This is a genomic window from Candidatus Phyllobacterium onerii, assembly GCF_028331445.1.
In the GTDB taxonomy this organism is placed as follows: domain Bacteria; phylum Pseudomonadota; class Alphaproteobacteria; order Rhizobiales; family Rhizobiaceae; genus Phyllobacterium; species Phyllobacterium onerii.
Map to the genome: position 1 here is coordinate 278,127 of NZ_JAQMHX010000002.1, position 26,001 is coordinate 304,127.

Consider the following 26,001-nt stretch of genomic DNA (forward strand, 5'->3'; position numbering starts at 1 on the left):
CCGGGGCAGAATTCTACGCCTCAGTCTCCGGGGTGGACGTCGGACTAAAACCGAAACCCTTGGTTGCATTGAACGATTTCACAGTACCGGTTACCACGATTAATCCTCCCGATAGCAATTCAATAGTATCGTTATCGCTCGACGCATCCCCTATCAAGCCTTTGCGCCGGGTAAGTATGATCTTGCGATCCCCTCCTCTATTTGAAATCGCGGGTCTTCACTTTGATCGTATCAATGTGCCCATAGGGATCAAAGAAGTCGCGCGTCTTCATGCCCTTTGGTACCGAGCGCGGATCGGCTGCAGGAATGCTGTGATGGAATTCGTCGCCGCGTCCATGCGGCAACGGAAATTCTGCATCCCGATCGCCAACACTTGCGAGTTCCGACGACAGATCCGTCAACCTGTTGGCGACGAGGTGGACGACATCGCCTTCCCGCTGGATCTTGCCCTTGATGGCCATCATGCCTGCAGACAACACGATGTGACGATATTTTTCGAATACCTTGACCCAGACGACCAGATTGGCGATGCCCGTTTCGTCCTCGATTGTAATGAACATAACGCCCTTGGCCGATCCAGGGCGTTGTCGAACCAGAACCAGACCCGCCGTTTCAACCCATCGTCCGTCACGCGACTGCATGGCTTCGGCGCAAGATATGATGCGGCGATGACGCAGGCTCTGTCTCAGGAAGGCGATCGGGTGATCGCGCAGGGTCAGTCCGACATGGCGATAGTCCTCAACAACCTCGCCGCCGGCCTTCATGGGCTGAAGCTGGACGGTAGGTTCCTGCAGTTCCGGCACTGTTTGCGCTGCGCGAACTGACGCGCTCGCAAACAATGGCAGCGGTTCATCGCGCAGTGCCTTGATCGCCCAGAGTGCTTCGCGCCGTGCCAATCCGAGGGACGGTTGAAAGGCGTCGGCTTCCGCCAGCTCCACCAAAGATGACGTCGAGACCCCTGCCCGTCGCCAGAGGTCATCAACGGAAACGAAGGGCTCGTCGCTGCGAGTGCCGATGATCTTCGCAGCCTCCTTGTTGGCGAGTCCTCGAACGATCCGCATGCCGAGGCGTACGGCAAACCTTTCCTCGACGTCTGTCGGTTCCAGCGTGCAGTCCCAGCGGGAGGCATTGATGCAGACGGGTCTGATCTCGACACCATGATCGCGGGCATCACGGACGATCTGCGCCGGAGCGTAGAACCCCATCGGCTGCGCATTGAGAAGCGCCGCACAGAAGACGTCGGGATGCCAGCATTTCAACCAGGAGGAGGCATAGGCGATGAGGGCGAACGACGCTGCGTGGCTTTCCGGAAAGCCATAGGAACCGAAGCCTTCAAGCTGTTTGAAGGTACGTTCGGCAAACGCGCGCTCATAGCCGTTGGCCACCATGCCCTCGATGAGCTTGGTGCCAAACTTCGAAACGCCGCCCGTGTGCTTGAAGGTGGCCATTGCCCTTCGCAACTGATCGGCCTCGCCCGGGGTAAAACCCGCACACTCGATGGCAACCCGCATCGCCTGTTCCTGGAACAACGGCACCCCGAGCGTCTTGCCAAGAACCTTTTCCAGTTCAGGCTTGGGATAGACAACCTCTTCCTTGCCCTCACGCCGTCGCAGATAGGGATGCACCATGTCACCCTGGATTGGGCCCGGGCGCACAATGGCGACTTCAATGACAAGGTCATAGAAGGTGCGTGGCTTGATCCGCGGCAGCATCGACATCTGCGCCCGGCTCTCGATCTGGAACGTGCCGAGCGTGTCGGCCTTGCGGATCATCGCATAGGTGCGCGGGTCCTCAGCGGGAATGGTTGCCAGATTAAGATTGATGCCTTTGTGCTCGGCAAGAAGATCGAAGCCGCGTTTCATGCAAGACAGCATGCCGAGCGCCAGGCAGTCGACCTTCATGAATTTGAGGATATCGATGTCGTCCTTGTCCCATTCGATGACCTGACGGTCGGGCATGGCTGCCGGCTCGATCGGCACCAGCTCATCAAGCCTGTCATGGGTCAGCACGAACCCGCCCGGGTGCTGCGACAGGTGACGCGGCGCTCCCGCCAGTTGATGTGCGAGATCAAGTGCCAGCCGCAAACGTCTGTCGGACATGTTCAAATTGAGGTTCCGGGCATGTTTGGCCTCAACATCTTCGCCCCAACCCCAGACCTGTGATGACAGCATCTTCGTTACGTCTTCAGGCAATCCCAACGCCTTGCCGACATCGCGCAAGGCGCCCTTGGCCCGATAGCGAATGACGGTCGAACAAAGGGCAGCGTGATTGCGGCCATAGGTTTCGAACACCCATTGCATGACGATCTCACGGCGCTCGTGTTCGAAGTCGACGTCAATATCGGGCGGCTCGCGTCGTTCTTCCGAGACGAAGCGTTCGAACAGAAGATCGTTGCGTTCCGGATCGATCGAGGTGATGCCAAGCACATAGCAGACGGCGCTGTTGGCAGCCGATCCCCTGCCCTGGCAAAGGATGTCACGCGAGCGGGCGAAGCGGACAATGGAATTGACCGTCAGGAAGTATGGCGCGTATTCGAGCGTCTCGATCAGCTTCAGCTCGTGCTTCAATGTTGCGATGACTTTGTCGGGCAATCCTTCCGGATAGCGCTCAGTGGCGCTTTCCCAAGTCATTTTCTCCAACGCCTGTTGAGCGGACAGTCCCGGCAACGTACGCTCCTGAGGATATTGATAGGCAAGTTCGTCGAGGGAGAAATGGCAGCGGCGGGCAATCTCATGCGTTCTGGCCAGCGCCTGCGGATAGCGGCTGAACAGCCGCGCCATTTCTTCCGGCGGCTTCAGATAGCGGTCCGCATGACGTTCGCGCCGGTAGCCCGCATCGTCGATGCTGACATTGTGGCGGATGCAGGTAACGACATCCTGCAAGATGCGGCGGTCGGGAGTATGGAAGAGCACGTCATTGGTGACGACAGTCGGAACCTGTGCGTGTGCCGCCAAATTGGACAGGCCGTGCAGCCGCAACTGATCATTCGGCCGTCGTCTCAGCGTCAAAGCCATGTAAGCCCTGTCGGAGAAGAACTCCCGCAGCTTGCGCAGCTGGATCGCACAGAGATCGTCCGCCTGTTCCGGCAACAGAACGGCGATCAAGCCTTCGCCGTAAGCCACAACATCCGACCAATCGAGAATGCACCTGGCCTTGCCGCCGCGCTTCTTGCCGAGCGACAGCAGACGGCAGAGACGGGAATAGGCTGGTCGGTCTGTTGGGTAAACCAGGATCGACATACCGTCCGTGAGGTCGAGACGGCAACCGACGATCAATCTGACCCCTGCGTCCTTGGCGGCCTGATGTGCGCGAACGATCCCGGCGAGGCTGTTGCGATCGACTATAGCCAAGGCCTCGATGCCGAGCATTGCCGCCTGACCGAACAATTCCTCGCAGGAACTGGCTCCCCGCAGAAAGGAGAAGTGCGACGTCACCTGCAATTCTGCGTAGCGATGCTCGTTCATCCGAACAATCCGTGCATGAACCAATGATGTGACCCTGTCTCGGTATTTTCGCCGTCGCCTGACCTATAGATCCAGAACCGTTCGCCCGCCTCGTTCTCGACGATGAAATAGTCCCTGACAGCAACCATCTCCGCATCGCGGTGCCACCACTCACCGAACACTCTTTCTGGTCCATCGGCTCGTTTGACGCGGTGGCGAATGCCCCGCCAGGTGAACGAGGCGGGAGGATGATCGGGCAGCAACGCAACGGTTTCGATGCGCTCGGGAGATTTCAGCAACCGCGTCGGCCGCGGCCAATCCGCGGGCCAGTTCTCCAAAGTCTCGGGCGACAGTGCCGCGATGCGTTTGACCGAGCGTTCGGGCACGTCACTCGGAACGGCAGCAACGCGATAAATGCGTGTTTCGCCGACACGGTTGGTGAGCGTGTCAACTAATCCCGAAACATCAGCCTCGGGTTCCGCAATCAACGAGGATATGGTCTGCTTCATGCCGAGCGGCTCGGCGACCGCCGCGACGAGATTCATGATCTCGATGCCGAAGCCCGGATCGATCGTGCCGATCTTGTCGCAGAGCAGCCGTGTCAAACGCTTCACATCGCGGACCGGAAGCGCTGTTGCGACACGGACCGCTTCGATACGGTTGTCGACCCGGTGCAGCAGCAGATCGAGACGTCTGGCTCCAAGACCCCTTGTTTCCAGCAAACCGCAGAGTTGTTCGACCAGTTTACCGATGTAGCGGGCAATGGTTTCGGCGGCACCGATCGGTTCGGCGAAGGCGCGCCGCACCTCGATCAGGTCCGGCGTCCGGATCGGGTCGATTGGTTCAGCCAAACTTCCAAATGCCTGATCAAGCCGCCGCCCGATCTCGGGTCCAAAACGCAAGGCCAGCGGTGCGCGGGGTGTTGCGCCAAGTTGGCCTATACTGGAAAAACCCAGGACCCGCAGCGCCTCGACGGTATCAACAGTCAAACGCAGCGCGTTGATGGGCAACTCCGCCAAGGCTGCTGCGTTGGCACCCGGCGGCACGATCAGCGTCGGGGAGGCACAGGTACGCGCAACCGCGTGTGCCGTACCCCATGTGTCCGCGATCGCTGCGCATGCGGCGATACCTGACGCGCGAAACCTCTGAACCATTTCATCGAGCATCGCCTGCTCGCCTCCACGCAAGTGGTCAGCGCCGGTGGTGTCGAGAACAATGCCGTCGGGATAGTCGGCGGCAACGATCGGCGCGTAACGCTGCATCGCCCACAGCGCCATCCGTTCAAGCGCTTCAGCATCCGCTTTCGGATCCGCATCCATGGTAATGAGCCCACTGAACAGGGCCTGTGCCTTGGTTGCCGCCATGCCGACGCGCAATCCCGCCCTGAGGGCTGGCGTGTTGACGGCGGTCACCACCCGACGACGTGCATCGCGACCGATGAGAACGAGCGGAGCCTCAGGCGGAGGCGCGGCGTCGCCCAATTTCCTTCTGAGGCGATCCGTAGACCACCTCGGAAGGAAGAGCGAGACGACCCTTGTCATCGCAGGCCTCCACTTCGAAATCGGCTGATTCTCCGGCACGGCAGCGGATCAGTTCTAGCTGCCAGCGCGCACGCCCGACGCCGGGCACGGGCAGAGGTGATGATGGCAGCGCAGACACACGCCACCGCGTGACGGACGCCGTCGGCTGGCCAAAGTCTGCTGCCTCGGTCTGCCGCCGCCAGCGCCGCACTGCGATGCCAATGGTGCCGGACCCTTCTGCGGCGAGTTGGAGCCGACGGGATGATGTCATCGACAGCCGCGCAACCTCGGCGACAACCGCACCAAGACCGCCATGGCGCAGGCCCTCTTCGAAGCAGGCAAGCACGGCCTTTTCGTCGCCAGCCTCTACATAGATGACGCGATTGCTTCCCAATCCAACATGGGCGATCGCCGGAGCAAAGAGGTCCTGCCGGGTGATGCACCACAGGACCTTGCCTTTGGTCCGCGCCGCGACGCCTGCCGCGAACAGCGCCGCAGCAGCACCATCAATCGCTCCGTTGCCTCCGCCGGCCACTTCGTGCAGGCAGCCGAGGGTAAGGCCTCCACCCGGCAACACGCGATCTATCGCCTTAAGGCCGAACGGCAGCACCTCGGCCCCGCGTGCCCTGCCCCCCTCGAGCCGCGCTATGCGCTCACGAAGTTGGGCAATGACGGGCTTGGTGACGACGTCGTTCACGCATGGTCCTTTCAACGCAGCAATGCATATGGGATTAAATTGTTCCTCTTTTGTTCTTATTTTGTGTCTAAAGAGTCAACAGGGTTGGCAGACCGGATTTGCTTCACGAAGGCTAAGCCACGGATTCACAACAATCTTATATTTAACGAGGTAGACGCTGGCGGAATGTCGGAACCGATATTATGGGATTCAGCATGGGAATATGCTAATAATCGAGCTCCTATGAATTGCAGCCATAATTATAGCCATCGCTCTCACGCCGGCAGTTTTGAAAGCTACGAGGAGGCTTTGGCCAAGGAGCTACATGCCACTCACAGGCCCGAGCCATCCAAGGAACATGCTGATCGGTTCGCCGAATGCCAACGAGCAATTGAAGATCGAATGCTTGAGTTGCTCGGCGATGCGCAGGTAGCGGGATGGACCAAGGAAGAGGTCTTGGCTGCAATGATCGAGGTCGCGGACAATACCGCTCTGGCTATGCAGCAGAATGTGCTGCTGTCGGTGGAAACCGAATTGCGCAAATTGATGAAGAAAAAAGATGTCTGAGCTGTCTGTCGCAAAGGTTTTCCCGCTCGCCTTGTCGTGGTCATAGCGTTCAGCCGCGCAGACAATGCGCAGCTTGTGCCTGCATACGATCCGATGCAGTTCGATACTTCGGAAGACGCCACGCGAATGGCGCGCTATCTCGCGGTAAAATGTGCGGGCGTTTTGGCTTGGAGTCGGGAAGCCCAACCTGCTATCGGTGAATACGGGCCACCGACGATTCTGTTTCAATCCGGCGACGTGCCGGAGCTGGAGTAATATTGACGCCTGAACGATTTAGCGAATGCCTGAAGCTTCTACGATGGTCCCAACTTGATCTGGCCGCAGCCCTGGAATGCGAGGTGTTTCTGGTCAACGCCTGGAGCAACGATATGGAACCCGTGCCTGAAGACATTGCGGCGTGGCTCGACAAGCTCGCGAAAGCTCATGCCAAGGCAGGGATTCCCCAGAACTACAAGGGCGTCCACCTGAAGATGAAGATCGGCAAATGAGCGAAATCCCAAAGCCTGCCTATCCCGATCATATGGAAAAAGCCCCAGCCGGCCTTTTTGAACACTACTGTATGCACGAAGGCTGCAATGCGTGGGGATCATTCGGATTTGAGAGGCGCTACGGCCAAGAATGGTATTGCGGCGAACATAAAGGTGATGCGGACGCTGCTTGATAGGGAGATAACAAAGGGGGGAATATGGGCGGACAAATTTGGACTGTTCGCGGAATGGCGATTCTGGGAGCACTGCTCGGGCTAGCCGTGGGAAGCGGGCAACTACGTCGATGAGCCCGAGCGCAGACCACCAACGGCGAAGTCCTTTCGGTGGCAAAAGAACAAGCCACGGCGGCGTGCCTAACGCAGGTGTCCACAGGCAGACATAATTCGCAAGCTGACTGCTGGCGCAGTATTTTTTGCCAATCTCTTAAAGTTTTAGGAGCGTCCTTAACTCAGCTCGCGGTAACCGCCTCGTATTGAAGACAATCGGCGGGGGCGGGATTGATGTTTACATTTACAGGTTATCTTAACCAGAGGCGCTTCGCGTATGCAGCCGGGTTGAGAATAGGGCTTTTTGTAGCAAGCATCCTCGCATTCCCTTTTGCGCTTTATGGCCTGAAATTCCTGACCAACTGCCGAAGCGTTGACGGAACCTGTGGCGCAGTTGGTCTCGTCGGAGCAATGGCCTTCAAACCCCTCGTCGCCTATCTCTTCGTACTCTCTTTTTTAGGGATCTCGTTGCGCCGCTCACGGGATGCGGGTCTGCCCGCATGGATCGGTCTGGCTATACCATTGCTGCTGGCTGCGGATTTGAACAACCTCATCGTGATTGGTGCACCATGGTCCTTGGCTTTTTCGCAAGGTATTGGCACAAGTTGGCCGAGATTTGCTGTTCAGGCTCTGGCTTGCATATTTATCCTTTGCCTGTTGCCTTCTCGTGAACCGACCTCTGGGACCAGCTTCCCTTTCGGTAACGCCGGAAAAATGGCCTTCGCATTGGGATTGTACATCAGCTTCTTCAACGTTCTCTCCGTGCTATCCGGTAATCGCGCCCTCGATCCATATATGCGTCCCATCTGGATGATGATGCCCCGGCCGGCATCGAAATGCCGAACAAAAAAAATATGGTCCGCCATCATCGTCTCGTTCGTCGCATATGCATTGATGGTGGAAACAGGCCCCCTGTTGCTCATTTCGTTGCCCGTCAACCTCACAACGATCCTGCTCCCGACTTTCCTGCTTTACCTTGCATTAATCTGGACGATTGTCAGAAGCACCAAGGCACGAACAATTGGCTCCTTCCTACTTGTCGCACTTGCCGCCTCTCCCTTCCTTCATTGGGGCTATTCCCGGTGGGTGGTGTCGCAAGCTGAGGTCCGCGAAGCTGCAGAGATCAAGGCCATCCCAACGATCGCGCCGGGATTCGTGCCTCCAGTGCTGGTGGTGGAATCCCAAGAGAGTGTCGGCCCTGTATGGGCGGTTCCCCAGATACAGCGTGTCATTTGGAAAGATGGATATCCCGAAAAATTCCGACAATTGGAAAGATCAAAACGCCAATCCTTCTACCCTGCCGCCGTCATTGACGGTGTGCCCGATACCTATCTGCTCTTGAAGCGAGGCCGTTCGAGCAGCTTTGCCAAGCCCAAGCAGCAATATGCATCGGATGGAGGACCCTATGAGCTCCGGATCGTCGCTCCTGGACGCAATGACCTGATCGCCGTGTCATACAAGACGTTCAATCCAAGACCGTCGCTCTTGCCCGTCCTCACGCAAACCGGGTGGTATCGCGGCTCCAACAATGTAATGTACGAAACGGTTTCTGACAGCGTCAAAGATTTTTTGCTGAATTCGCTTCGCGGGCAATGACGTTCGGACTGACTGGTAAGCCCATAGGAGGCGATGCCTTCGCTAGTGCAGGAGCTAGGGTATGAGGCGTTTTTGCTGCCAATTCCGCATCAACGTTCCACCTGTGAGGAGGCCTCTTAACTCTTGAATTTAGTCCAGATGGCAATGGCCCCGAATAAGATAATCCCGGGCAAAAACCAACCGAAAACCTCCCAGGCCAGATCGTTCTGTCCGGCATACGCCAAGGCCCCGACGATCGATACGGAGCAAATCAATATGCAAGCAAAAAATCCCATGGGATCGGTAAAGGCAGGGTTATCCTTTAAGGCGAAGGCGGCGAGTTCGAGTAAATATCTTTTTGTTGTCAAAAATACTCGAATTGCACGCTCAGTGAGTCTCGTCATGATGTGCCGAGCAGAAGTGGAACAATGGGTCTGTAGCAGCTCTCGGCGCGTGGGAGGATGTCAATCGATTGGCCGACCTCTTGAAACTTGGCGGGCAGATTCTCAAGGTAAATGGTAATACTGCAACTGACGGATTTGCCCTCGTGTTGACGGACGAAAGTTATCTTCCCCATCTTGATTTCAAAGCTGGGACCACCGTGCTTCTCGGTCCAAACGCTGACAATCGTAGCTGTGCTGTGTGGATCAGTTTCAACGCGCTTGCGTTGGGTCGCTTCCCAGTATTTGCTTGCAGCAAAGCCAAGGGCCAAGACGATCGTCCAGAAAATTGCAGCCTTCCACCAAAGGCGGCTAAAGCCCGGGTAAGGACCAGCGTTAAGCCCTGGCGTCGCGAACCATCGCAACGGCTTCTTTTCGAACATGCCACCCCCGGTAGACCCCTGCACTATCGACAATCAATGATGTTCGCTGGCACAAAGCAAGAGTATCAGCTTTGCCTAGCCTCTGTGCGTCTCGGGCGATCATGGGGGCTCGAGGTGCATTTCAAGTCCAAGCGACCTATTCCGGGACCGGAGCTACCTACAACCCCGTTCAACTATCATAGGGGACCGTATCATCGGCGCAGTACGGATATGCTTCACCATCCGCACTATTGATCCCGACAATATGGGCTAACAGATCGCACATTCGCTTGGGCTGAAGTTCGATCATGCCAAATGGTGGCGCTCGACTTTGCACCTTCATGGTCATTAGTTGTCTGAGCGGAGCAAGGTGCACTTTGCCGCGTTCGCCAACCAGCGTGAACGCATAGGCTAACTCGTAGAGACGGTTTTTGGTGTCCCAAGGGACAACACCGCCCTCTGGCAAAGCAGACAAAGCGTCGGTCATCAATCGTTCACTCCGATTCAGCGCCAGTGGATGGCCAGCAGCGGCAGCGACCTGTGCTGCGCCAGTTCCCAGAGAATCGTTCGCTGACATCTGGTCATAAGCCGTCGCAGCATATTTGGCCGCTTTTTCACGAAATCCAGCCAACACGGAACGCGCCATGGGCCGTATATCTCGATTGGCAAAGTTTTCGGACGGTTGCCGGGAGCCGCTAAAGGCAGATTTGGCAACAGCTTCGACAATGTAGGGATCTGGCTCGCCAAATCGGGCTGCCAATTTCAGTTGATACTCAACAAGGCGATATTTGAAGCTCAGATGTTCCACGGAAAGGTGTGCAACCCGGTCATATACGCCACCCGGATCGCAGACGCGTATTCCATCCCGGTAAAGGCCATCTCCGAGGAACTTCTCTGCACCGATTCCCAGCGCGCTGAGTCTGTCTTTGACCGCCTCCAGCGCCTGCACAGCGATTGAGAACAGCGCCATTTCATCAGCGGTTGGAGTGACGCATTCGTCAAAGGGATTCCCCGCGACAGGAAATGCGGCCTCAAGATCAAAGGCCAGCGCAGGATTCCGTGAGACGATAAATGATCCAATGATGATGCCAGCAGCTACGAAGAACATCGCGATAACCAATCGGCGGATAGTTGTCGCAGGTACGCTGGAACATTACTTCGATTCTCATCCTCGTTTATCTCGCCTTGCCGACGTCGTCTAAGAAAATCGTTTCGTAGAGCAAAATAGCTTGGATGTTTTTCGGCAATGAGCTGTTTGATATTTCTAATATCGGATTCCTTTAGGCAAACCCGATCAAATTCCGTTGGGCTTGTGTATACGTTCCGCAAAAGAATATCTTTATCGGTAGGATTTGACGGCGCGATCAAAGTAGCGGGCTCTCTTCAGGTTGTGGCAAAACAATCAGTTCGTTATCGGATAGAGCCCTTACATCGCAGCTAGTTTGCGACCACGTTGAGCAGCATCACGGTAACGAGGAAGCATTCTGGTCCGGGCCATTCCAGACCCTATGCAAGCCATGTCACGACAGCACCAAGCAGAAGGAGGAGCGAGCAACTCTGCACTTGCGCGGCAATTGGGATTGATAAACGGTTAGTTCACCTGCATTCCACTATTCTGCTCTTGCATCGTAAGCGGAGAGTGAATTGAAAAAGGTGTTGTTGCACGTTGTGTTGCCAGTTTGTGGGGCGATGGTAGGGTTGGCCTTTCGGCCGTTTTGGTTGTCCGAGTGGGGACCGATTACCTTCGTACTGCTGTTATGGATTGCCTCAACAGTTGTGGCGGGATGGGGGCACGGTGGCGCACCATTCTCGTTTCGCTTCGGGCTTATTTGTGGCAGCGGCTTGGCACTATCGTCGATGTTGATCCTCTACCATCACAAGTATGTCGGAATGGGAGCTATGGCAGCGCTCATCTATCTCGGCGTGAAAACGAAGTTCTTCGAACGACGCTTCGAAAAACTTGGAGACGGTAACTCGGATTGAGTCGGTAGCAGTAGCGCAAACGGGTTTGGTTTCGATCGCAAGCAGCGCGAATACGACTGATCAGAAAGGTCGTACGCGGCCAGAGCCGCCGAGCTAACATCTTGGTTGGCAAAGCCCCACAAGACAAACGCGAGCTTCAGTTCCGCGCCGCCGTCGCCACACTTTACGACAACGCCGCCGCAAACTTCCTTGCTACAACCCAATTTGTTCGCGTCCAGCTCCGGCTGCGGCCCTCTGTTTGCGCATTTTGATATAGGATAGCACCAACATCAAACCGCCAAATAGAGCTGCGCCGATCATGTTCCGACGATTGAGTACGCGGGCCAGCAGCCAATCTCCGCGTTCCAGTGGCCAGATGCCAGCGCTGTTTTTGGCTGCTGGCCGACCAGAAATAGAGTCCATAGGGAACTCGCAACCATTCGCGCTTGTCACCGAAGGACCAGATTTAAGGAACTCGAATGGCATCTGTTGGCTGTCCACCTCGCTCCTTTGGAGGAATGTTCCGTCAGAGTTGAAGGTGTCGATTGTGTCTGTCCTGACGCTATAGATGCTTAGTGTGTTGTCCGGATTGACGGCAATCTTGAACACGCCGCCCGCGCCATCTGGCTGAAAGGCGGCCGTGAACTCCCCTCGGCAATTGTAGCGCTGAACCCGATCAGCCCGACCCAACATCGGGTCTTTGACCTTCACGAAGATATCGCCAACCGGGGTCACCACCACTTGGTCGAATATGCCGACCGTTGGCCAGGCTCTCACATTAAAGACACCTTGGTAGAAGAGATTCGCAACCGATAAGCTTGCAAGCGCTAGCATGATCGCCGAGAGTCCAACCCTATCGAGGTGATCCTCCCGAGACGGGCCTTGCCGCCAAACTTGAACTACCACCAGCACAGTCATAATCACCGGGAAGGCGACCTCAAGCCAGTTAACAGAAACATTCGGGTTCATTGATCCGCTCTTACCTCGCAAAACTTATTCCTCATTGGCCTGTGCCCACGAGCGACAAGTAAAGCCAGTTGTCAGTTGATATCCCAGTTCTTACGAGGGTCGCGGAGGAATAGGGCCAACAAACATGCTTACCTTTCGCGTAAGTTGGAATCATCGCGATCTTATCTCGGTCGAATACGAGGAAGAGCGAGTAGGTGAGGTCACGTAAATTGATCAGAACAAGCCCGGTTTCACCGTCAAAAAGTATATCTCGGCTAACGTTGCCCCTTTTGGAAAAATCAAAACTGCCATAACCAAGTTCTGAGAGGACATTTCTCGGCCTTGTCGTTTCAGTAATGGGACAGACAATATCCCACTGGCCGCCGATAATTTCACTTACCGCTTTTCTTTCAAAATATTGAGCGCCTATTTTTGAAGCAATGAGACTATTCTCCACATGATACATGGAGAATATGAATAAAGACACCAATACAAAAACAAGTATAACAATCAAATTACGGAGCATTTGTTGACTTTGCAACATGTAAGAACGAATTGGAGACCCGGTGCTACCGCCCACGAAGCAACTGTCACTTTTGGAACCAACCTGATTGATCATTTATTCATCTGTCGCGAGAGTTAGTCACCTTGCTGGTTCAAATCCATAACAATCAAAACGTGGCTGTATTTCCCACCGAATCCCATAGTTAAGCAACTAAGGAATATTTTTAATTTTGATATAGTTAATCTAGGATTGGTGGCTTCTGCTACCTAGTTCGGCAATGTTCTCGTGTAAAGGAGATGATTGAATTCAATTGGGGTCTCGGGGGCGTTGATTTGGATGCTAGCTAAATATATCCCATGCGCTATACCCGGATTCTTTGTGGTGGTTGTTGCCGCCTTTCAAACCGTACGGGTGTTAAATGTTTCGTTGTTAAAGCTGCCGAAAATAAGAGGCGATGATGGTTGGAAGTGCTTTAGAGTAGTCAAACTCCTCCTGGCCAGCACAATTATCGGTGGCCTGCTTGGCTGTGACAATGCCTATCCGCCGCCAATCCCTATACCCGATAACATTCCCACTGAAGGGCAAGTTGACACCCAATACATCTCTGGCTGGTGCATTTTGAATGTACACAAAATGGACGATGAATTTGCGGCCACAGTTGTAAAGAATGGGATTGTAGGAGCGTTTGATAAGGTGGGGACGCGAGTCCTTGAAGGCAAACCCGAGGAGCGACCTCACAGGGTCGATCTTGGGGAAAACAAGGCCGAATATTGGTACGCAGCCCCAATTGTTAAAGGCGTGCCACCAAACCTAGAGCTGGCAGATAAGACGCTTGGGCAATTAAGTGCTTGTGTCGAGAAAGAACCAGTTTTGGCCAGAACCTTCAATCGAGCAGTTATCGAGGCGTCAGGTGCCTATTTCAGTTTTCGAGATCATGATGAACTCTTGTTCGTGATGTTTCCCGAAGAGAAGATTTTAATAGCGGTGCAATCCTCAGACTAGGTCGAGCTATTCCGGATTTTCGGTCTGGTGGTTTTGTCACCTAATCCGGATCAATATGCCTGAACCATGGCAACACCGTATTGAGGGATTAGCAATCAATCATCTCTAGCGTAGCTGTCACGTCAGTCGATGAGAGAACCGATGAAACGCGTCCTACGACTAATATGCCGGGTCACATTATTTATGACCGGATTCGTTTTGGCTTCGCTTGTCGGAGGCTTCGGAGTTTCTCTGTATTTTGTTGGGGCAGGTATCACGCAGACGATACTTGATCATCCCCATCGGCTGATCCGGGAACTGTTTTTCATATCAAGGATTATCGCAGTCATTGCGATATTGCCTGCAATTCTAATTACGATAGTCGGTGTACGGCGGCCCCACAATCCTCCTGGACCTTATGCGATATTGGGCGCAGTCACGGGCGTGGTGGGCTCACTCCTGCTTTTTGGATTGTCGCCTACGCTAAACATTCTTTTGGGGATCGTAGGTGCTGCATCCGCGTACGTTTTCTATTTCGTGGCGATCTACCCCAGCGAGCGGATTTGGGGCAAGAAAAGCGTGCAATCTCCCTAGCGTCACTCAACCTTGAAATGATGCGCGGCTCTTCGGTCGAAAAATGACCTTAGGATCCGGGACTGCCGATGCAAATGGGGGTGCGGAACGCCGCACGGACTTGTTGAAATGAAGCCAATGGACCGCGAGATTAGCCGTAAGCGGTGGGCCCCTAGCACCTTGACCAAGGTGTTCTATGTAATGTTGACGACGGCAACTATGCACCAGAAGCGGCCATTTTCGAGTTCACGCGTAACCTCTATTATGGAAAGGCACCCACAGTTGTGGCTGGGGCATGAGTTAGTGGTGCATACCTATCCGATACCAGACGGCATCGCCATTTCGTACGACTGCAATGCCCCTATTCCCTATGAGGGCTGTTGGCTCAAAGCGCCGCGATCTCGCAAGCCAAAGTTCATCTCCTGGCAGCATCCGCGCGAGCAGAGTCTTCAGTTCATCCTCCGGGGCCGGCATGCGGTCCCGAAATTCGGCGGGCAGAGCCTCAATGCCACCCATGAGGGCAATGAGCCACTCGCGATATCTTTGCGGGGTCGCTCGCTCTAACAATACAACTTCATCTACAGCGACCGGGCGGTCAATCTCGACAGGCATTCTTCTTCCCGAGGTTAAGGAAATGTTCGGCCGTATTTTCTCTTCAGAGGCGATAACACGTGTGCTGCGGGACCAGCAACATCCCATTCGGATTGACTGCGGTATTTGGTATGCATCACTCCACCGTATAATTCCACCGCAAAAGTTCCACGATTCGGCTCTGCTTGTGGCCGTTCAGGTCGAGACAAATCCGAAGTAAGCGCCAGGCGCGGCTGTCTTGTCCTGGTCCGACCTGAGCGATAGGTTCGCATGACAACGAGGGTTATATCGTGACTAGAGACAGTGTAGCTGGACAGATTGACGTTTCAGAAGGCAGCGGTGAACTTAAAGCAGATCTCACAAGCTGCCCAGAATTCGTCGCGGCGCTACAAGATGATCATATGATGTGGACGGCCTACAACCTGCTGATCCAGGTGGAATGGATAAGAGCTGGCGGACCCGTAAAGCGTAATTGGGGCTCCAACGGACACATTGCCGGGTTCATTGCCGACCTGCGTGCTAAGGGCGAGACATACTTGGATATCCAATGCTACGCGGAGATGGCCCTCCTTTTGATCAAGAACAAAAATGGGCCTCCGTCAAAGAGTTTCACATAATGTTCTCTCAGCTAGGCTGGTATCCCAATCCCAATCCAAACCTACACGTTCTGATCAGAGAGGTTGGCCCAAAAGAATAGCGAGCGGTACGGCATTCAACACATCAAATTGTGCCCGGCTGGTTCGCGATCCTGATTCCATTGGCTTCGGTCATTTAGAATTACCCCGAAAGCACGCTTTGTTAAGTTCAGAACTAACCGTTTTATTCTGGGACGCGGCATCGGCCATTGCTTTGGCGTATTGTATGATACGGTAAAACTCAGAGTAATCAGGAGGTTGCTTGAAATGATGGGAGAAATCGACGGTACACGAAACTCCATCGGATAGCGCGCCGACCTTGTAAATTACCGTGTAGAAAACACACATGTTCGCAGCATCACGATTGCATCGCACCCAATACAGCTCGTCTGAAATTGCTACGGCGAGGAAAGTAATGTTTTCGTAACCGGGAACCACCGATGGTCCGGCAGCGGTTGCTCTAAGTATAGGATTGGAGACAGTCCAAACGTTTGGATTAGAGGTAGCTGTTAGCGTCAGTGACTGACCGTTGGCCAGTTTCAAAAGAGAACTAAACCTTGAAGATAAAAGTTCGGATGTTTCGTACCAATTGAGCGTCCAGTGCGAAGAAACGTTTGTCTTTCCATCAGGAGATTTGTCGCAAAATGGTACATGCAGAATATCTTTCCCACTGACCGACTGCTCTAGCCTTCTGATACAGCTCTCATAATTAACGTCAGCCTTTGCGTCTGGAAACACAAGAAAAGAAGCACCAAAAAGAGCAAAGGCACAGATCCATAAATTTCTCTTTTTCAAGATTACGTTCCTATTCGATGGGCGGTTTGGCCGACGGATTGAATCTCAAAACGTCTCCGTCCGCTACTAGTCCCTGTTGACAAAGTGCATAGCAACCGCAGTCAAATTTGAATTTGGAATAAATTGCCTTTTGGGCTGACAATCGGGAAAGCCTCACAATTTGGTCGGGGTGATTGGCGTTAAGCCCAGATCAACGAAACTGGTTTTGGTCGCCACTTCGCCCCCCTGTCTTTGGGTCAAGGCGAGGACGGTGTAGGCGAGGATGTGCGGTCGCGCATCGAGAAACGCAACGGAGAGGATGAGGTGGTCTGGTTTAGGACGCCATCGAAATCCGAGCACGCCGATTCGAAATGGATTTTGCCAAGCCTCCATAGATCCTCTTAAATGTAGATCGACGCCTGCTATGCCGCTTCTAGTGAACAATAGCGTAGCACGTCTTATTGCCGACCATTTTATACGAACGCCCGACCGGGTATCTCTGAATCCCTCGGCATCAATCACGAGGACCGGGTTTTTTCGCATCGCATCGATGATGCATGTCAAAGCGACACCCGTGAATCCGATCCCACCCAGAAAACTGATCGGCCCGAACACGATGAACAGAATTATATCCCGGGCGGGAAAGGAACCATCGAAGACAGCAAAGGCCAAAAGCAAAGCCCCAACCACCAGAATCGGTCCAATGAGCGAGCTGAGCAGGCCAAAAAAGATGTTCTTCCCCTTGTGTGGTCGGGCACGCAAGGGAAGCGGTATCAAGACGGGCGGCACGATGGAGTGGAACATCGTCGGTTCATCCGGTATTTCTACCGCACCAGTTGAATCGACCATCCTTTGGGTCATTACGGTCCTCACCTTCGTAATCTTGTATCTGGACTAGGCCACCCGGTGAGAAATGCAAGGCGATCAAGACTATACGGTAGCCAAATCCTTACAGTCGCTAGGCCAGGAATGCGCCGAAGAGCACTTGGCTTTATCGTATTGAGTAGACCGGAAAAACTAGGAGAAAAATGAACATAGGCACTCCCTCTTTTGAGACCAAGCGTGATGTTCTATCACTTGAACCATTGATGCAGCGTTCGTTCGGTTGGTACATTTTTATCGGTTGAGCCGCATCCAGTGGCGGACAGAGCCGGAACCAAACCCAGACGACGCCGAGGACGAGCAACAGCGGCAGCCTCCAAGCGGCAGGCGCTAGTCGATCAGTAGCGAGGAAATTCCCCTAGCTCCGCGCAAGTTGCGCCAGACCGAGCCACGGACCGCGATCTTCTTTAGATGACGCCACCAGCCCCGAGGGGCGCTTGCCCGTTGGCTTTTGTGGTTCATGCGCCTTGTCATTCTCCTCATTGCTCTTCCCTTCGTCGTCGCTCATGGCATTGCCCTCCGCCCGTTGGGAGGAAGATTTTAGCAGAGCTTTGAAGGCGGAAAAATCCGGACAAGGCCTGAAATCGCGGATGGGTAAGACCTTACAGAAGATTTTGACGCTGGTTTAAATCCGGGCTGATAGTGATTCCGGCATGGAAACAAAGAAGACATTCACCGACGTATTAAAAGTCCTCGCTCCGATGTGGGGCCTCATGTTCGGAGCAGCCATTGGCTTGATGCTCTTTACCCAGCTTTGGCAAATACTCTTGGCTGCCGTTCTCTGCATGACTGCTGGCCAAACCTATTATCGCGAAATTATCAGTGCGGATCGCCGCTTCACTGTAATCACGTGGATAGTTGCCTGCATTTTCTTCTTCATCCCAATGCTGGCGGTAGTTGCGGGTCTTTTGCGGTAAATGGACAGGACAAGAAGGAGATACCCAATGGCTAAACCTGTCGCTGAGCCTACCGTAAAGCCCGTCATTGCTGCGAAGGATGATGGTAAGATTCTTATGGTGGGTGATGAGAAGTGGTTGATTAGGGATAGTGGTGTTCCTATCAGTTTTTGTGGACTTCCTAACTGAGGCTAGACAGTACAATGGCAATCTTTATTTGTCGTTTGCATATTCCGTCATTGACGTTGGCAACCCACCGGGAAGCCGTCATTGACGCGCGTCTGAGGTCAAACCTTTCGTCTGCTCAGCGACTGCACACCGTTCTTGGGAACATAATTGCCGATGCCCTCAAGCCAATCGATAAGGGAACGGCACATTGAAATAGGAGAATAAAATGAGACCAATACCGTTTAGTCAATAAGGACGCAAAGGCATGGAAGGTTTACCAACCGACATATCAGGCATCTTTTTTGTTAAGCTTTATTTCTTTTTCTTGTTAGCATTATTTGTTGCATGCATATTTGGAGTATTGGCTTTAATAAACAAAGACAGGCGGCGCATATTTATGCAGAAAGACAACAATTACATAAGTTACTTTTTTACAAATAGAAAGAAAGACGCAACTGTCTTTTCAATTATGTGGACGGTCGCAGCAATAATGTTTATCGCATTGTTCGTAATCCTCTCTATCGCAAAAAGATAATGGGGGCCTCTCAGCTTGGTAATCGCCTAGTCCAAGCCCCCCTTTTCGGTGCGTTCTTTTGTTCGGATGTATGAATTTTCCTGTGTCAACCCTCTCTCGCCGAATCTAGGCTACCCGCGTGCGTAACTCACAAAGGTCCTGATGCGACGAATTCGCAATATGTCAGTGTCGAAAAGGCAGCAGGATCCGGACAGCGAACTGCCCTTTGGCGGAATTTTCAGGCCAATGAAGATTGCTCGCCCGGGGTAGCACATGGCATGAAGGTAAGTTCACAGCCAGCCCATGGGAAAATCGATATCGTTGTAGAGGCGTTTGATCCAAAATCCCCAAAGAGCAATATCCGATTCAATTGCAACTCGAGGAATATACTGGTCCTGTAGCCTATTACACATCTGCGGATGGTTTTAGCGGGAAAGACAAAGTGGCCCTGGCACATCAATTCAAGGGCATGGATTCACCTACCTCACGGCGATAATCGTCAAGGTAAGCAAATAGCTTGTCGCTGCAGGATTCCAAGCGGCGTGCGGTTTTGGTATGGCTCCCGCCAGTATCGTCACTTTCTATGATTCAAAATATTGGTGAGCGACGGTCCCAAGCTGTGCTCTAATTCACAGCTCAAACGGTCGAAAAGCTGGTGACGATGCGCTAAGTTCATTTAGCGCTGCGCTGTTCTTTGGCCCTATTGTACCATTTAAGCGCTTCGTTTTTATCAACCATGACACCATCGCCAGTCTTGTACATCAGGGTAAGATTGATCTGAGCATGAAACTCCCCTTGTTCGGCGGCTCTATGGTACCATTTCAACGCTTCTGATTTGTCGACGGGTATCCCATCTCCGTTATAGTAGGCGTTGGCGAGATTGGTCTGAGCAACCATCTCGCCCTGTTCGGCAGCTTTGCGATACCAGGTTACGGCTGATATTGCGTTTTCGACAACTCCATCTCCCTGTCCATACATAGAGCCGAGGGCGCTTTGTGCGTTGGCATCGCCTTGTTCGGCGGCTAACAAGTACAATCTGAATGCCTCGGTCTTGTTTACGGGCACACCATCGCCGAACCGATAGATATGTCCTAGAGCGCTTTGCGCATTGGGCTCGCCAGATGCGGCTGCCTCAGTAAACCATTTAATGGCTTCCCCTTGGTCCGCTTGGACAAAGTTGCCGTCGCGGGATAGGAATCCAAGCGATACTTGGGCTAGTGACTCGCCCTGGTCGGCTGCTCGTCTGAACCATTTAACAGCTGCAGCTTTGTCCTCCAAAACACCGTTTCCCGAGAAGTATATGCGACCCAAAGCGTATTGCGATGCGGGGTTCCCTTGGACAGCGGACCTTCTATACCATTTGACCGCTTCGCCCTTATCCACGGCGACTGTATCGCCATCATAATAAGCAGTGCCAATAACTGCCTGAGCGCGGGCATTCCCTTGTTCGGCTGCTCTAAGGTACCATTTGAATGCTTCGGCTTTGTCTGCAATGGTTCCCATCCCATGGTAGAACATAGCAGCCAAATTCATTTGCGCTTCAGCATCGCCTTTTTCTGCCAGCGGCTGCAGGAGGTTCACCGCTGTCACAAAGTCGCCTCTGTCATAAGCGTCCTGAGCATCGTTGGCATGAGCAAACGCCAACGAGGAGATAGTAAGCCCGATCAACATACAAAATTTCTTGATCCACATGCGGTCTTGTTCCTTGGTAGCAGTATTACTTCGCAGCCATTGCGAGCCTTTTCGCGCTCGTTATTCAGAATCAAAGGAAGAAACCTAAGCGCTCCATTAGAATATTGTGATCGGTGGATTTCCGGCACAATCAAATAAGGTTGCCCGGAGCGTATGCACTTTGTCAACAGCGCCGAGCGGCGAAGAACGACTGCTCTAACTGCTAAGCGATGCCTATTGCCGCGAGATAAAACTCTCCATCTCCTCGGCTTAATCAATAACACGGCCTGCTAATGAAATAATAACTTCTGATCCCAATTGACATTGCTTTGATTGGCAATTCATAAGCGTACGATCTCAATATTTGTCGGGGGACAACTTGTCAAAATCAAATAATCCATTCTCATTCCGTGGTCGATTAGATCGAAAAACTTTTTGGTTAATGATCACCATTATTTTCAGCATCAGGATCGCCAGCGTTGCGGCGGCTACTTTTCATCCAGAATGGGCGGACTTTGCGAAGCGAATCGATTTCCTTCTCTTTCTCTGCGCGATCATCATCGGCAGGCGGATGCGCGATTTCGGCTGGTCGGCACTGTGGGGTTGGGCGGCAACCATTTTCCTGACCTTCTGCGTTCCTGTCGGCATTGGAATCCTGCATCGAAATGAGTCCAACACTGGCAGCTTCTCATGGGATGATATCGGAGGTCAGGCATTCGTTTTCTCCGCTATTCCCCTTTTGTATCTCATTGTGATCGTTGGTATTCCCAAAGGCGATCCAGGAGAAAATAAATACGGAGTACCGAACGTCTACCCTTCACGAAAAGCCGCGCATGAAATGGCCGACCACCATCAGGCAAATGATGCCTTTTCCTCGCTTCCGACCATTGGTCTTGCTCGTTACATTGCTTTGTTTGTGGCATTGGAGTTTGTTCTTGGCGTGGGAATAAGGGCGGCAGAATCGATGGCCAACTATCAGATGAACGTGTTTGTGAAAGCCGTTGGGGGTTTGTCGCTTTGTGTATTGGCAGCATGCATCTGGTTCGTTCGGGAGCAAAACAGGGCTCCTGAAATATCCGAACAACTGCGCCTGACAATACTTACAGTAGGCGGCGTGACACTTCGAATAGCTCTCGCCATTTTGCTCGTCATCGTGTGGTTCGACGGGATGTCGGGCATTTCCGGGGCGTTTAACGCGTTGGCCGATGCTTACTCCTGGACGTTCGTGTTCGGAGTTATTGAAGTTCTGCTGTTGACAGAATTTCTTCTACTATTCGCAGGGTTTCGCTTTATTCCTAAAGCGATCATGGCCTTGCGAAATCGAAGAGCGGTCTCGTAGGAGAACAATGCAAAAGAGCCATCTGGGCAGGAAATCAAAATGCGAAAATTGATCACCATACTTCGTTTTGCGTGGATGTTGTCATCCGTGATGGTCGGGACGATGATCGGCGCAGCTTCTGGAATGGATCACCATGGCTGGGTTGGAGCCATTGCACTCGGTTTTGTTGGATTGGTGGCAGGTGTTCTTTTGGGGTCCACGCCGAGTGGAATTCTGCAGTTTCTGAAATGAAGGTTAGGACTGCAGCTATCCTTTCAGTGCAAAAATTGTTCCGGGTTAGCTTCTTTGGATAGTGATGGGAAGCAGATTTGATGCGGAGTGTCCTTCGGTTTATTTGGAAGTCTATGGCACTGGCATTTGTGGTGGTGCCAGTCGCTTACTGCACCAATTCAAGTGTGTTGCGGAGAGGCGACTATGGCGTGGCCTTACCATCTTTTTATGGGCAACCCGCTGTCTCTCGGACCACTGGAACAAGGTATGCAATCATCCCGACGGATGTTGATGAATACAACCTTTTCGAGAGTACAAGAACGCTTGGATTAATCTGGAAAAAGGTCCCCGGAATCTCTCTTGGATTCTCCTATAACGGCTTCCATCAAGGGCACGATGTCCTTGTCTCACCAGATGACAGGCTGCTCTTTACCAGACGCAACACCACGTCAAGCGATGGTTCTCACACTATTCTGTCCGACGTCATCGACATTAGTGTCAGTCCACCCAAGGTTCTGGTTCAGGGTCCGATGTGTTGCATGGATGGTGAGGATACGGAGGAAAGTGTGGAAAGAAACCACCAAAGAATTTTGCCAATGGCTCGCACTGCGGGTTTGAATCTCGTCCCATAACGTGTTGAAAACTCTGGCTTTTGGCACCTAACTGCGCATATTTATAAAGGTCGGCACAGAAAGGATTTCGCATGGGCGGGGGGTTGGTTGATCGGTTCATGGACGATTTGGACAATCTGTTTTTGCTGAACTACCAAACTTTCCGCGATTTGAACTCACTAAAAAAGGCAATTCTTGCCGACCTCGGTTGTCTGTTCGATTTCACGAACACAGCCACAAAGAAAAAATTTTCTAAGACGATACTTTATCGCAATGATCCCGAACGGATGTCTCTATCTGCTATTACCGCTTCCTTTGTCGGAGACAACATGGGGCTACTGGATCGTGTTGGCCATATCGTTGATATGTTTGTTGATCCTGTATGCAGGTGTTCTAGTTCAGCTCACGACCTGCTTTGGCGTCATCGCTATATTGATAGTGACCTGCATCTCCGCCCACAGACTCTTGGAACCCGCAGCGATGGCTGGTTTGATACTTGTGCTGTATCTCATCGCAAAGCGACGAAGCAGTGTCCTAGTGAATCGCGATGTCAAAACGGACCCTCTGTGATTGGCCCTTGTATTTAAGTCAACGTTCACGACTATAACCTTGCTGCTCAGCATTTGTTTGATGAACAGGAATTTCGCGTGAGTGCAGAAGTCGATCTCGTCAAACAAGCTCGGAAATGGGCACGGACCTGGACATGGATAGCGCTGTTCGGCATCTTGGCTCCGCCTGTGGTGCTTTCCTTGACAACACTCGTTTTTCTGATTGGCCTCAAACCCTTTCTCTTTCTATTCGCAGCATTCCTGGTCGTGGCAATCGTGGGCTTTTTGCTTGGACCTGTCTCGGTTGCCTGGAGTTTCTATATCGCTCTGACGGAGGTTATCTTGGGTCTTTCAGAGGATCATAGGTACCTTCTCTGTTGCTCCGACAAGAACAGAGCGGAGGCAGAGTTCGGTTCCTACGTGCCCTTTCTGATGTTCCCCGCAGGAATAGCAAGCTGCCTGCTCCTCGTCAGATTGATTATCTGGAACTCTCTCACTGTCAGGCAGATGCTTTTGACAGTCGCAATTTCGATTGGCGTCGCGCAAGCCGTGCTTTGGATTTACCAATGGCAAGAGGTGATCGTTCGTTGCTCATCCGTATGGTGTCATATTTAAGCACTCGGTCAGAAGTCCTCGAACTTGATGTATATCTTGCCGTAGTCATCGCACGGATACGCGACCAAATTTTTCGGTCGTGTTCTGCAAAGCTTGGCGCTGGCCAGGTGTTTTTCGATATACCAATAATCATCGCCTGCACCGACAATATCACAGCAATCTTGCTTATAAGTGCCGACCTTGGTGCCGTATAGCTTTACGAGGTATCGCCGATATTCGCGCCGAATGGTGGCCGTCAGGTTCGGCCCGATTGCAACGCTGCAATCCTGACTTGCATCACATTGCGCTGTTCCCTCAAGATGGGATTGATCCGGTTTCCCGATCCAGATTTTCACCGAGTACGGTTTTGGCAGGATAGCTGGGTCGGCGCACGCTGTAGACGAAAACCACGCGATAAGCGGCAGCGCGACCAAAATTTTCCGCACCATGCATGATTCCCCTAATTGATCCCCACTGGATTTTGTCTCTCGTGCCGTGTCGAAATTAGCGCTTATGTTATCGGTCGGACGTTGCGACGAGATTTTCAATGCTACCAAGATAAAGCAGATCGCGCGAAAACACGTCAGATAATAGGCAAGTTATCCAAACGGGCCATGACACTATTTTATCATGCAGCAGAAGGCCACACCCAATAGCTTCTTGGGTTCCCGATTGCGCGTTTGCCTCCTGCCAGAAACAGACCGCGAATGCTGCGCACCGCGACCCAACCAACCAAAAGATAACTGAGATTTGCAATCTGAACGATCCAAATCCTTATGTGTGCCAGTTCGAATGGGTCATATCCCTGACCTTAAAAAAGATTGCCGCTCCCGCAAGCAGCATCGCCAGCATTCCAAGTATGAAAACCACGGAACTCCGATATTGGAGTTCATAGTGTGATTCTCCCATTCTTAGGCAGTTGTTTTGCGTTTCTTTGCCTCGAAAAGTGCGACAAGGATCCACGGGAAAATGAACATGCTGAAGAGTATAAGAGCATAGTTTGAAGGAACACCGCTATGCAGGGCGATCAAGAATATACGGTAGCCTCCTTATAGCTCTAAACCGGGAAAGCGCCGTTGCTAACTTATTCCTTAAAAAAGACTTGGATGACTTCTCAAAATCATAGATGAGAAATACAACGTGTGTAGTTAGCCTATAAAAGGACACATGTTGACCGATAGTTCAGCTCCGAACAAAATTAACAGATATAAAGTAATCGCTGCAATTCTGGCGGTCGCGGCGCTCATCGGCTTCCGGGCAATTGCAATTGACCCGCACGATAAGGGCGATGTCGCTTACCTAGCTGAGAATTACACCGAGGTATATAAGGTGTGGAAACCGCTTGCCGAAAAGGGCTACGCGAGGGGGCAATATGATGTCGGTCTCCTATATGCCAACGGTTATGGCATGCCGCAAGATAATGTCACCGCCGCCTACTGGTACCGCAAGTCTGCGGAACAAGGGAATTCGGACGCGCAGCGCAACCTCGGCCTCATGTATGCCAAGGGCGAGGGAGTGGGGAAGAACTATGGTCGGGCGTCTGAGTGGTTCAAAAAAGCCGCTGAGCAAGGTAATGCGGAGGCGCAAAAATATCTTGATGAGATGGCAGAAAAGGGCCTCATTTCCGCGACCTGAATTTTTAAAATGCGCGGCTATTCTGGCAGGGGGCAATTGGAGATCAAGTGCAGAAAACCGGAAGCTCGGCAAGCATTTGTGCCTGGTCCAACCTACCGAGGCGGCTGAAGGGCAACACCGTGATTGAGGGTTCGCGCGCCAAGGCTGCCGGCTGCGGTAGCGCGTACCAGGCACCGCCTCCCGCGATCAGTAGAGCAAGGAGGCCACCTACCGCGGCGGTATCCACCAGAACGTGTCGAGCAAGAGCAGAAGCGCTTCGTTTTTGCAATAGATGATATGCGGACGTCGTTGATGAGAGCGACGGCGTCGCGGATTGCGGCTTCTACGCGCATTCCACAAGTCCGACTTTAACGTCTGGCGGCTACGCCAAATTTTGATGAATTAGTCCTTTAATCAATTACTTGAGCCGCTTTTGGTGGTTTTTTTGCTACCTAATATGCCGGGCATTCAGAGAAAGAGTCTCTTGAACTCATCACTCGAAGATAGTGGCTAGATTGTTTCCGGTGGAGCTCGTCAAACTATTGGTTGCGAGACGAGTGGGAGCCACCCAGCCAAACCGCGGCGAAACCGCCCCGATCCGCTATGTGATGAGGAAGGCCCGTGTCATGTTATCGATGGCCGACAGGA

General features: G+C 52.8%; 24 protein-coding genes. 12 read left to right on the plus strand and 12 right to left on the minus strand.

Annotated elements, in window-relative coordinates; all coding sequences use genetic code 11:
• Positions 1–197: 197 nt before the first annotated feature.
• Genes PHA01_RS06950 through PHA01_RS06960 form a run of 3 tightly spaced genes read right to left on the minus strand, consistent with a single transcriptional unit; the run spans position 198 to position 5,660 of the window.
• Positions 198–3,464: an error-prone DNA polymerase gene (locus tag PHA01_RS06950; RefSeq protein ID WP_271894206.1), complete on the minus strand. Its 3,267-nt coding sequence runs from the start codon at positions 3,462–3,464 to the stop codon at positions 198–200.
• A complete protein-coding gene (locus PHA01_RS06955; protein ID WP_271894207.1) occupies positions 3,461–4,984 on the minus strand; it encodes a DUF6504 family protein in 1,524 nt (507 codons plus the stop codon). Before PHA01_RS06955 ends, PHA01_RS06950 begins: the two co-directional genes overlap by 4 nt.
• Positions 4,899–5,660: an ImuA family protein gene (locus PHA01_RS06960; RefSeq protein ID WP_271894208.1), complete on the minus strand. Its 762-nt coding sequence runs from the start codon at positions 5,658–5,660 to the stop codon at positions 4,899–4,901. Before PHA01_RS06960 ends, PHA01_RS06955 begins: the two co-directional genes overlap by 86 nt.
• Positions 5,661–5,825: 165 nt before the next feature.
• Here PHA01_RS06960 and PHA01_RS06965 point away from each other — a divergent pair, with 165 nt between their 5' ends.
• From PHA01_RS06965 to PHA01_RS06980, 3 genes are all read left to right on the plus strand, one after another.
• Positions 5,826–6,206: a hypothetical protein gene (locus tag PHA01_RS06965; RefSeq protein WP_271894209.1), complete on the plus strand. Its 381-nt coding sequence runs from the start codon at positions 5,826–5,828 to the stop codon at positions 6,204–6,206.
• Between the two features lie 257 nt (positions 6,207–6,463).
• Positions 6,464–6,694 carry a hypothetical protein gene (locus tag PHA01_RS06975; protein ID WP_271894211.1) on the plus strand — a complete coding sequence of 77 codons (231 nt, stop codon included), beginning with the start codon at positions 6,464–6,466 and terminating at the stop codon, positions 6,692–6,694.
• Between the two features lie 500 nt (positions 6,695–7,194).
• Positions 7,195–8,556 carry a hypothetical protein gene (locus tag PHA01_RS06980; RefSeq protein WP_271894212.1) on the plus strand — a complete coding sequence of 454 codons (1,362 nt, stop codon included), beginning with the start codon at positions 7,195–7,197 and terminating at the stop codon, positions 8,554–8,556.
• 379 nt (positions 8,557–8,935) lie between these two features.
• Here PHA01_RS06980 and PHA01_RS06985 read toward each other — a convergent pair whose 3' ends face one another.
• Together PHA01_RS06985 and PHA01_RS06990 are read right to left on the minus strand one after the other, a co-directional pair.
• Entirely contained in the window at positions 8,936–9,358 is a 423-nt protein-coding gene (locus PHA01_RS06985; protein WP_271894213.1) for a hypothetical protein, read from the minus strand.
• Between the two features lie 169 nt (positions 9,359–9,527).
• Entirely contained in the window at positions 9,528–10,445 is a 918-nt protein-coding gene (locus PHA01_RS06990) for a hypothetical protein (protein WP_271894214.1), read from the minus strand.
• Between the two features lie 545 nt (positions 10,446–10,990).
• Here PHA01_RS06990 and PHA01_RS06995 point away from each other — a divergent pair.
• The gene (locus tag PHA01_RS06995) at positions 10,991–11,320 is read left to right on the plus strand and encodes a hypothetical protein (protein WP_271894431.1); all 330 of its coding nucleotides are present in this window, start codon (positions 10,991–10,993) and stop codon (positions 11,318–11,320) included.
• A gap of 192 nt (positions 11,321–11,512) precedes the next feature.
• Here the strand turns inward: PHA01_RS06995 and PHA01_RS07000 are convergent, their stop codons facing one another.
• Positions 11,513–12,268 carry an NHL repeat-containing protein gene (locus PHA01_RS07000; RefSeq protein WP_271894215.1) on the minus strand — a complete coding sequence of 252 codons (756 nt, stop codon included), beginning with the start codon at positions 12,266–12,268 and terminating at the stop codon, positions 11,513–11,515.
• 31 nt (positions 12,269–12,299) lie between these two features.
• Positions 12,300–12,866: a hypothetical protein gene (locus tag PHA01_RS07005; protein ID WP_271894216.1), complete on the minus strand. Its 567-nt coding sequence runs from the start codon at positions 12,864–12,866 to the stop codon at positions 12,300–12,302.
• 267 nt (positions 12,867–13,133) lie between these two features.
• On the opposite strand from PHA01_RS07005, the gene PHA01_RS07010 reads away from it, so the two are divergent.
• Entirely contained in the window at positions 13,134–13,754 is a 621-nt protein-coding gene (locus tag PHA01_RS07010) for a hypothetical protein (protein WP_271894217.1), read from the plus strand.
• A gap of 1,910 nt (positions 13,755–15,664) precedes the next feature.
• Here PHA01_RS07010 and PHA01_RS07015 read toward each other — a convergent pair.
• The 3 genes from PHA01_RS07015 to PHA01_RS07025 all read right to left on the minus strand — a co-directional run bounded on the left by PHA01_RS07015 (position 15,665) and on the right by PHA01_RS07025 (position 17,696).
• Positions 15,665–16,327: a hypothetical protein gene (locus PHA01_RS07015; RefSeq protein WP_271894218.1), complete on the minus strand. Its 663-nt coding sequence runs from the start codon at positions 16,325–16,327 to the stop codon at positions 15,665–15,667.
• Positions 16,328–16,480: 153 nt separating this feature from the next.
• Complete coding sequence (locus tag PHA01_RS07020; RefSeq protein ID WP_271894219.1) at positions 16,481–17,167, minus strand: hypothetical protein; 687 nt, start codon at positions 17,165–17,167, stop codon at positions 16,481–16,483.
• A gap of 379 nt (positions 17,168–17,546) precedes the next feature.
• A complete protein-coding gene (locus PHA01_RS07025) occupies positions 17,547–17,696 on the minus strand; it encodes a hypothetical protein (protein ID WP_271894220.1) in 150 nt (49 codons plus the stop codon).
• A 145-nt stretch (positions 17,697–17,841) separates the two neighbouring features.
• Between PHA01_RS07025 and PHA01_RS07030 the strand changes: the two genes are divergently transcribed.
• Positions 17,842–18,105 carry a hypothetical protein gene (locus PHA01_RS07030; RefSeq protein ID WP_271894221.1) on the plus strand — a complete coding sequence of 88 codons (264 nt, stop codon included), beginning with the start codon at positions 17,842–17,844 and terminating at the stop codon, positions 18,103–18,105.
• Positions 18,106–18,132: 27 nt separating this feature from the next.
• On the plus strand, positions 18,133–18,273 hold the full coding sequence (locus tag PHA01_RS07035) for a hypothetical protein (protein WP_271894222.1): 141 nt from the start codon (positions 18,133–18,135) through the stop codon (positions 18,271–18,273).
• Between the two features lie 1,165 nt (positions 18,274–19,438).
• On the opposite strand, the gene PHA01_RS07040 is transcribed toward PHA01_RS07035, so the two are convergent.
• Positions 19,439–20,458, minus strand: coding sequence for an SEL1-like repeat protein (locus PHA01_RS07040; protein WP_271894223.1), 1,020 nt, complete (start codon positions 20,456–20,458; stop codon positions 19,439–19,441).
• Between the two features lie 358 nt (positions 20,459–20,816).
• Here PHA01_RS07040 and PHA01_RS07045 point away from each other — a divergent pair, with 358 nt between their 5' ends.
• The 4 genes from PHA01_RS07045 to PHA01_RS07060 all read left to right on the plus strand — a co-directional run bounded on the left by PHA01_RS07045 (position 20,817) and on the right by PHA01_RS07060 (position 23,760).
• Positions 20,817–21,776: a DUF805 domain-containing protein gene (locus tag PHA01_RS07045; protein ID WP_271894224.1), complete on the plus strand. Its 960-nt coding sequence runs from the start codon at positions 20,817–20,819 to the stop codon at positions 21,774–21,776.
• Positions 21,777–21,815: 39 nt separating this feature from the next.
• Positions 21,816–22,007: a hypothetical protein gene (locus tag PHA01_RS07050; RefSeq protein WP_271894225.1), complete on the plus strand. Its 192-nt coding sequence runs from the start codon at positions 21,816–21,818 to the stop codon at positions 22,005–22,007.
• 709 nt (positions 22,008–22,716) lie between these two features.
• Positions 22,717–23,184, plus strand: coding sequence for a hypothetical protein (locus PHA01_RS07055; RefSeq protein WP_271894226.1), 468 nt, complete (start codon positions 22,717–22,719; stop codon positions 23,182–23,184).
• A gap of 60 nt (positions 23,185–23,244) precedes the next feature.
• Positions 23,245–23,760: a hypothetical protein gene (locus tag PHA01_RS07060; protein WP_271894227.1), complete on the plus strand. Its 516-nt coding sequence runs from the start codon at positions 23,245–23,247 to the stop codon at positions 23,758–23,760.
• An 8-nt stretch (positions 23,761–23,768) separates the two neighbouring features.
• On the opposite strand, the gene PHA01_RS07065 is transcribed toward PHA01_RS07060, so the two are convergent.
• The gene (locus PHA01_RS07065; RefSeq protein ID WP_271894228.1) at positions 23,769–24,188 is read right to left on the minus strand and encodes a hypothetical protein; all 420 of its coding nucleotides are present in this window, start codon (positions 24,186–24,188) and stop codon (positions 23,769–23,771) included.
• Between the two features lie 718 nt (positions 24,189–24,906).
• Here PHA01_RS07065 and PHA01_RS07070 point away from each other — a divergent pair.
• Positions 24,907–25,374: a tetratricopeptide repeat protein gene (locus PHA01_RS07070; protein ID WP_271894229.1), complete on the plus strand. Its 468-nt coding sequence runs from the start codon at positions 24,907–24,909 to the stop codon at positions 25,372–25,374.
• Positions 25,375–26,001: the final 627 nt, after the last annotated feature.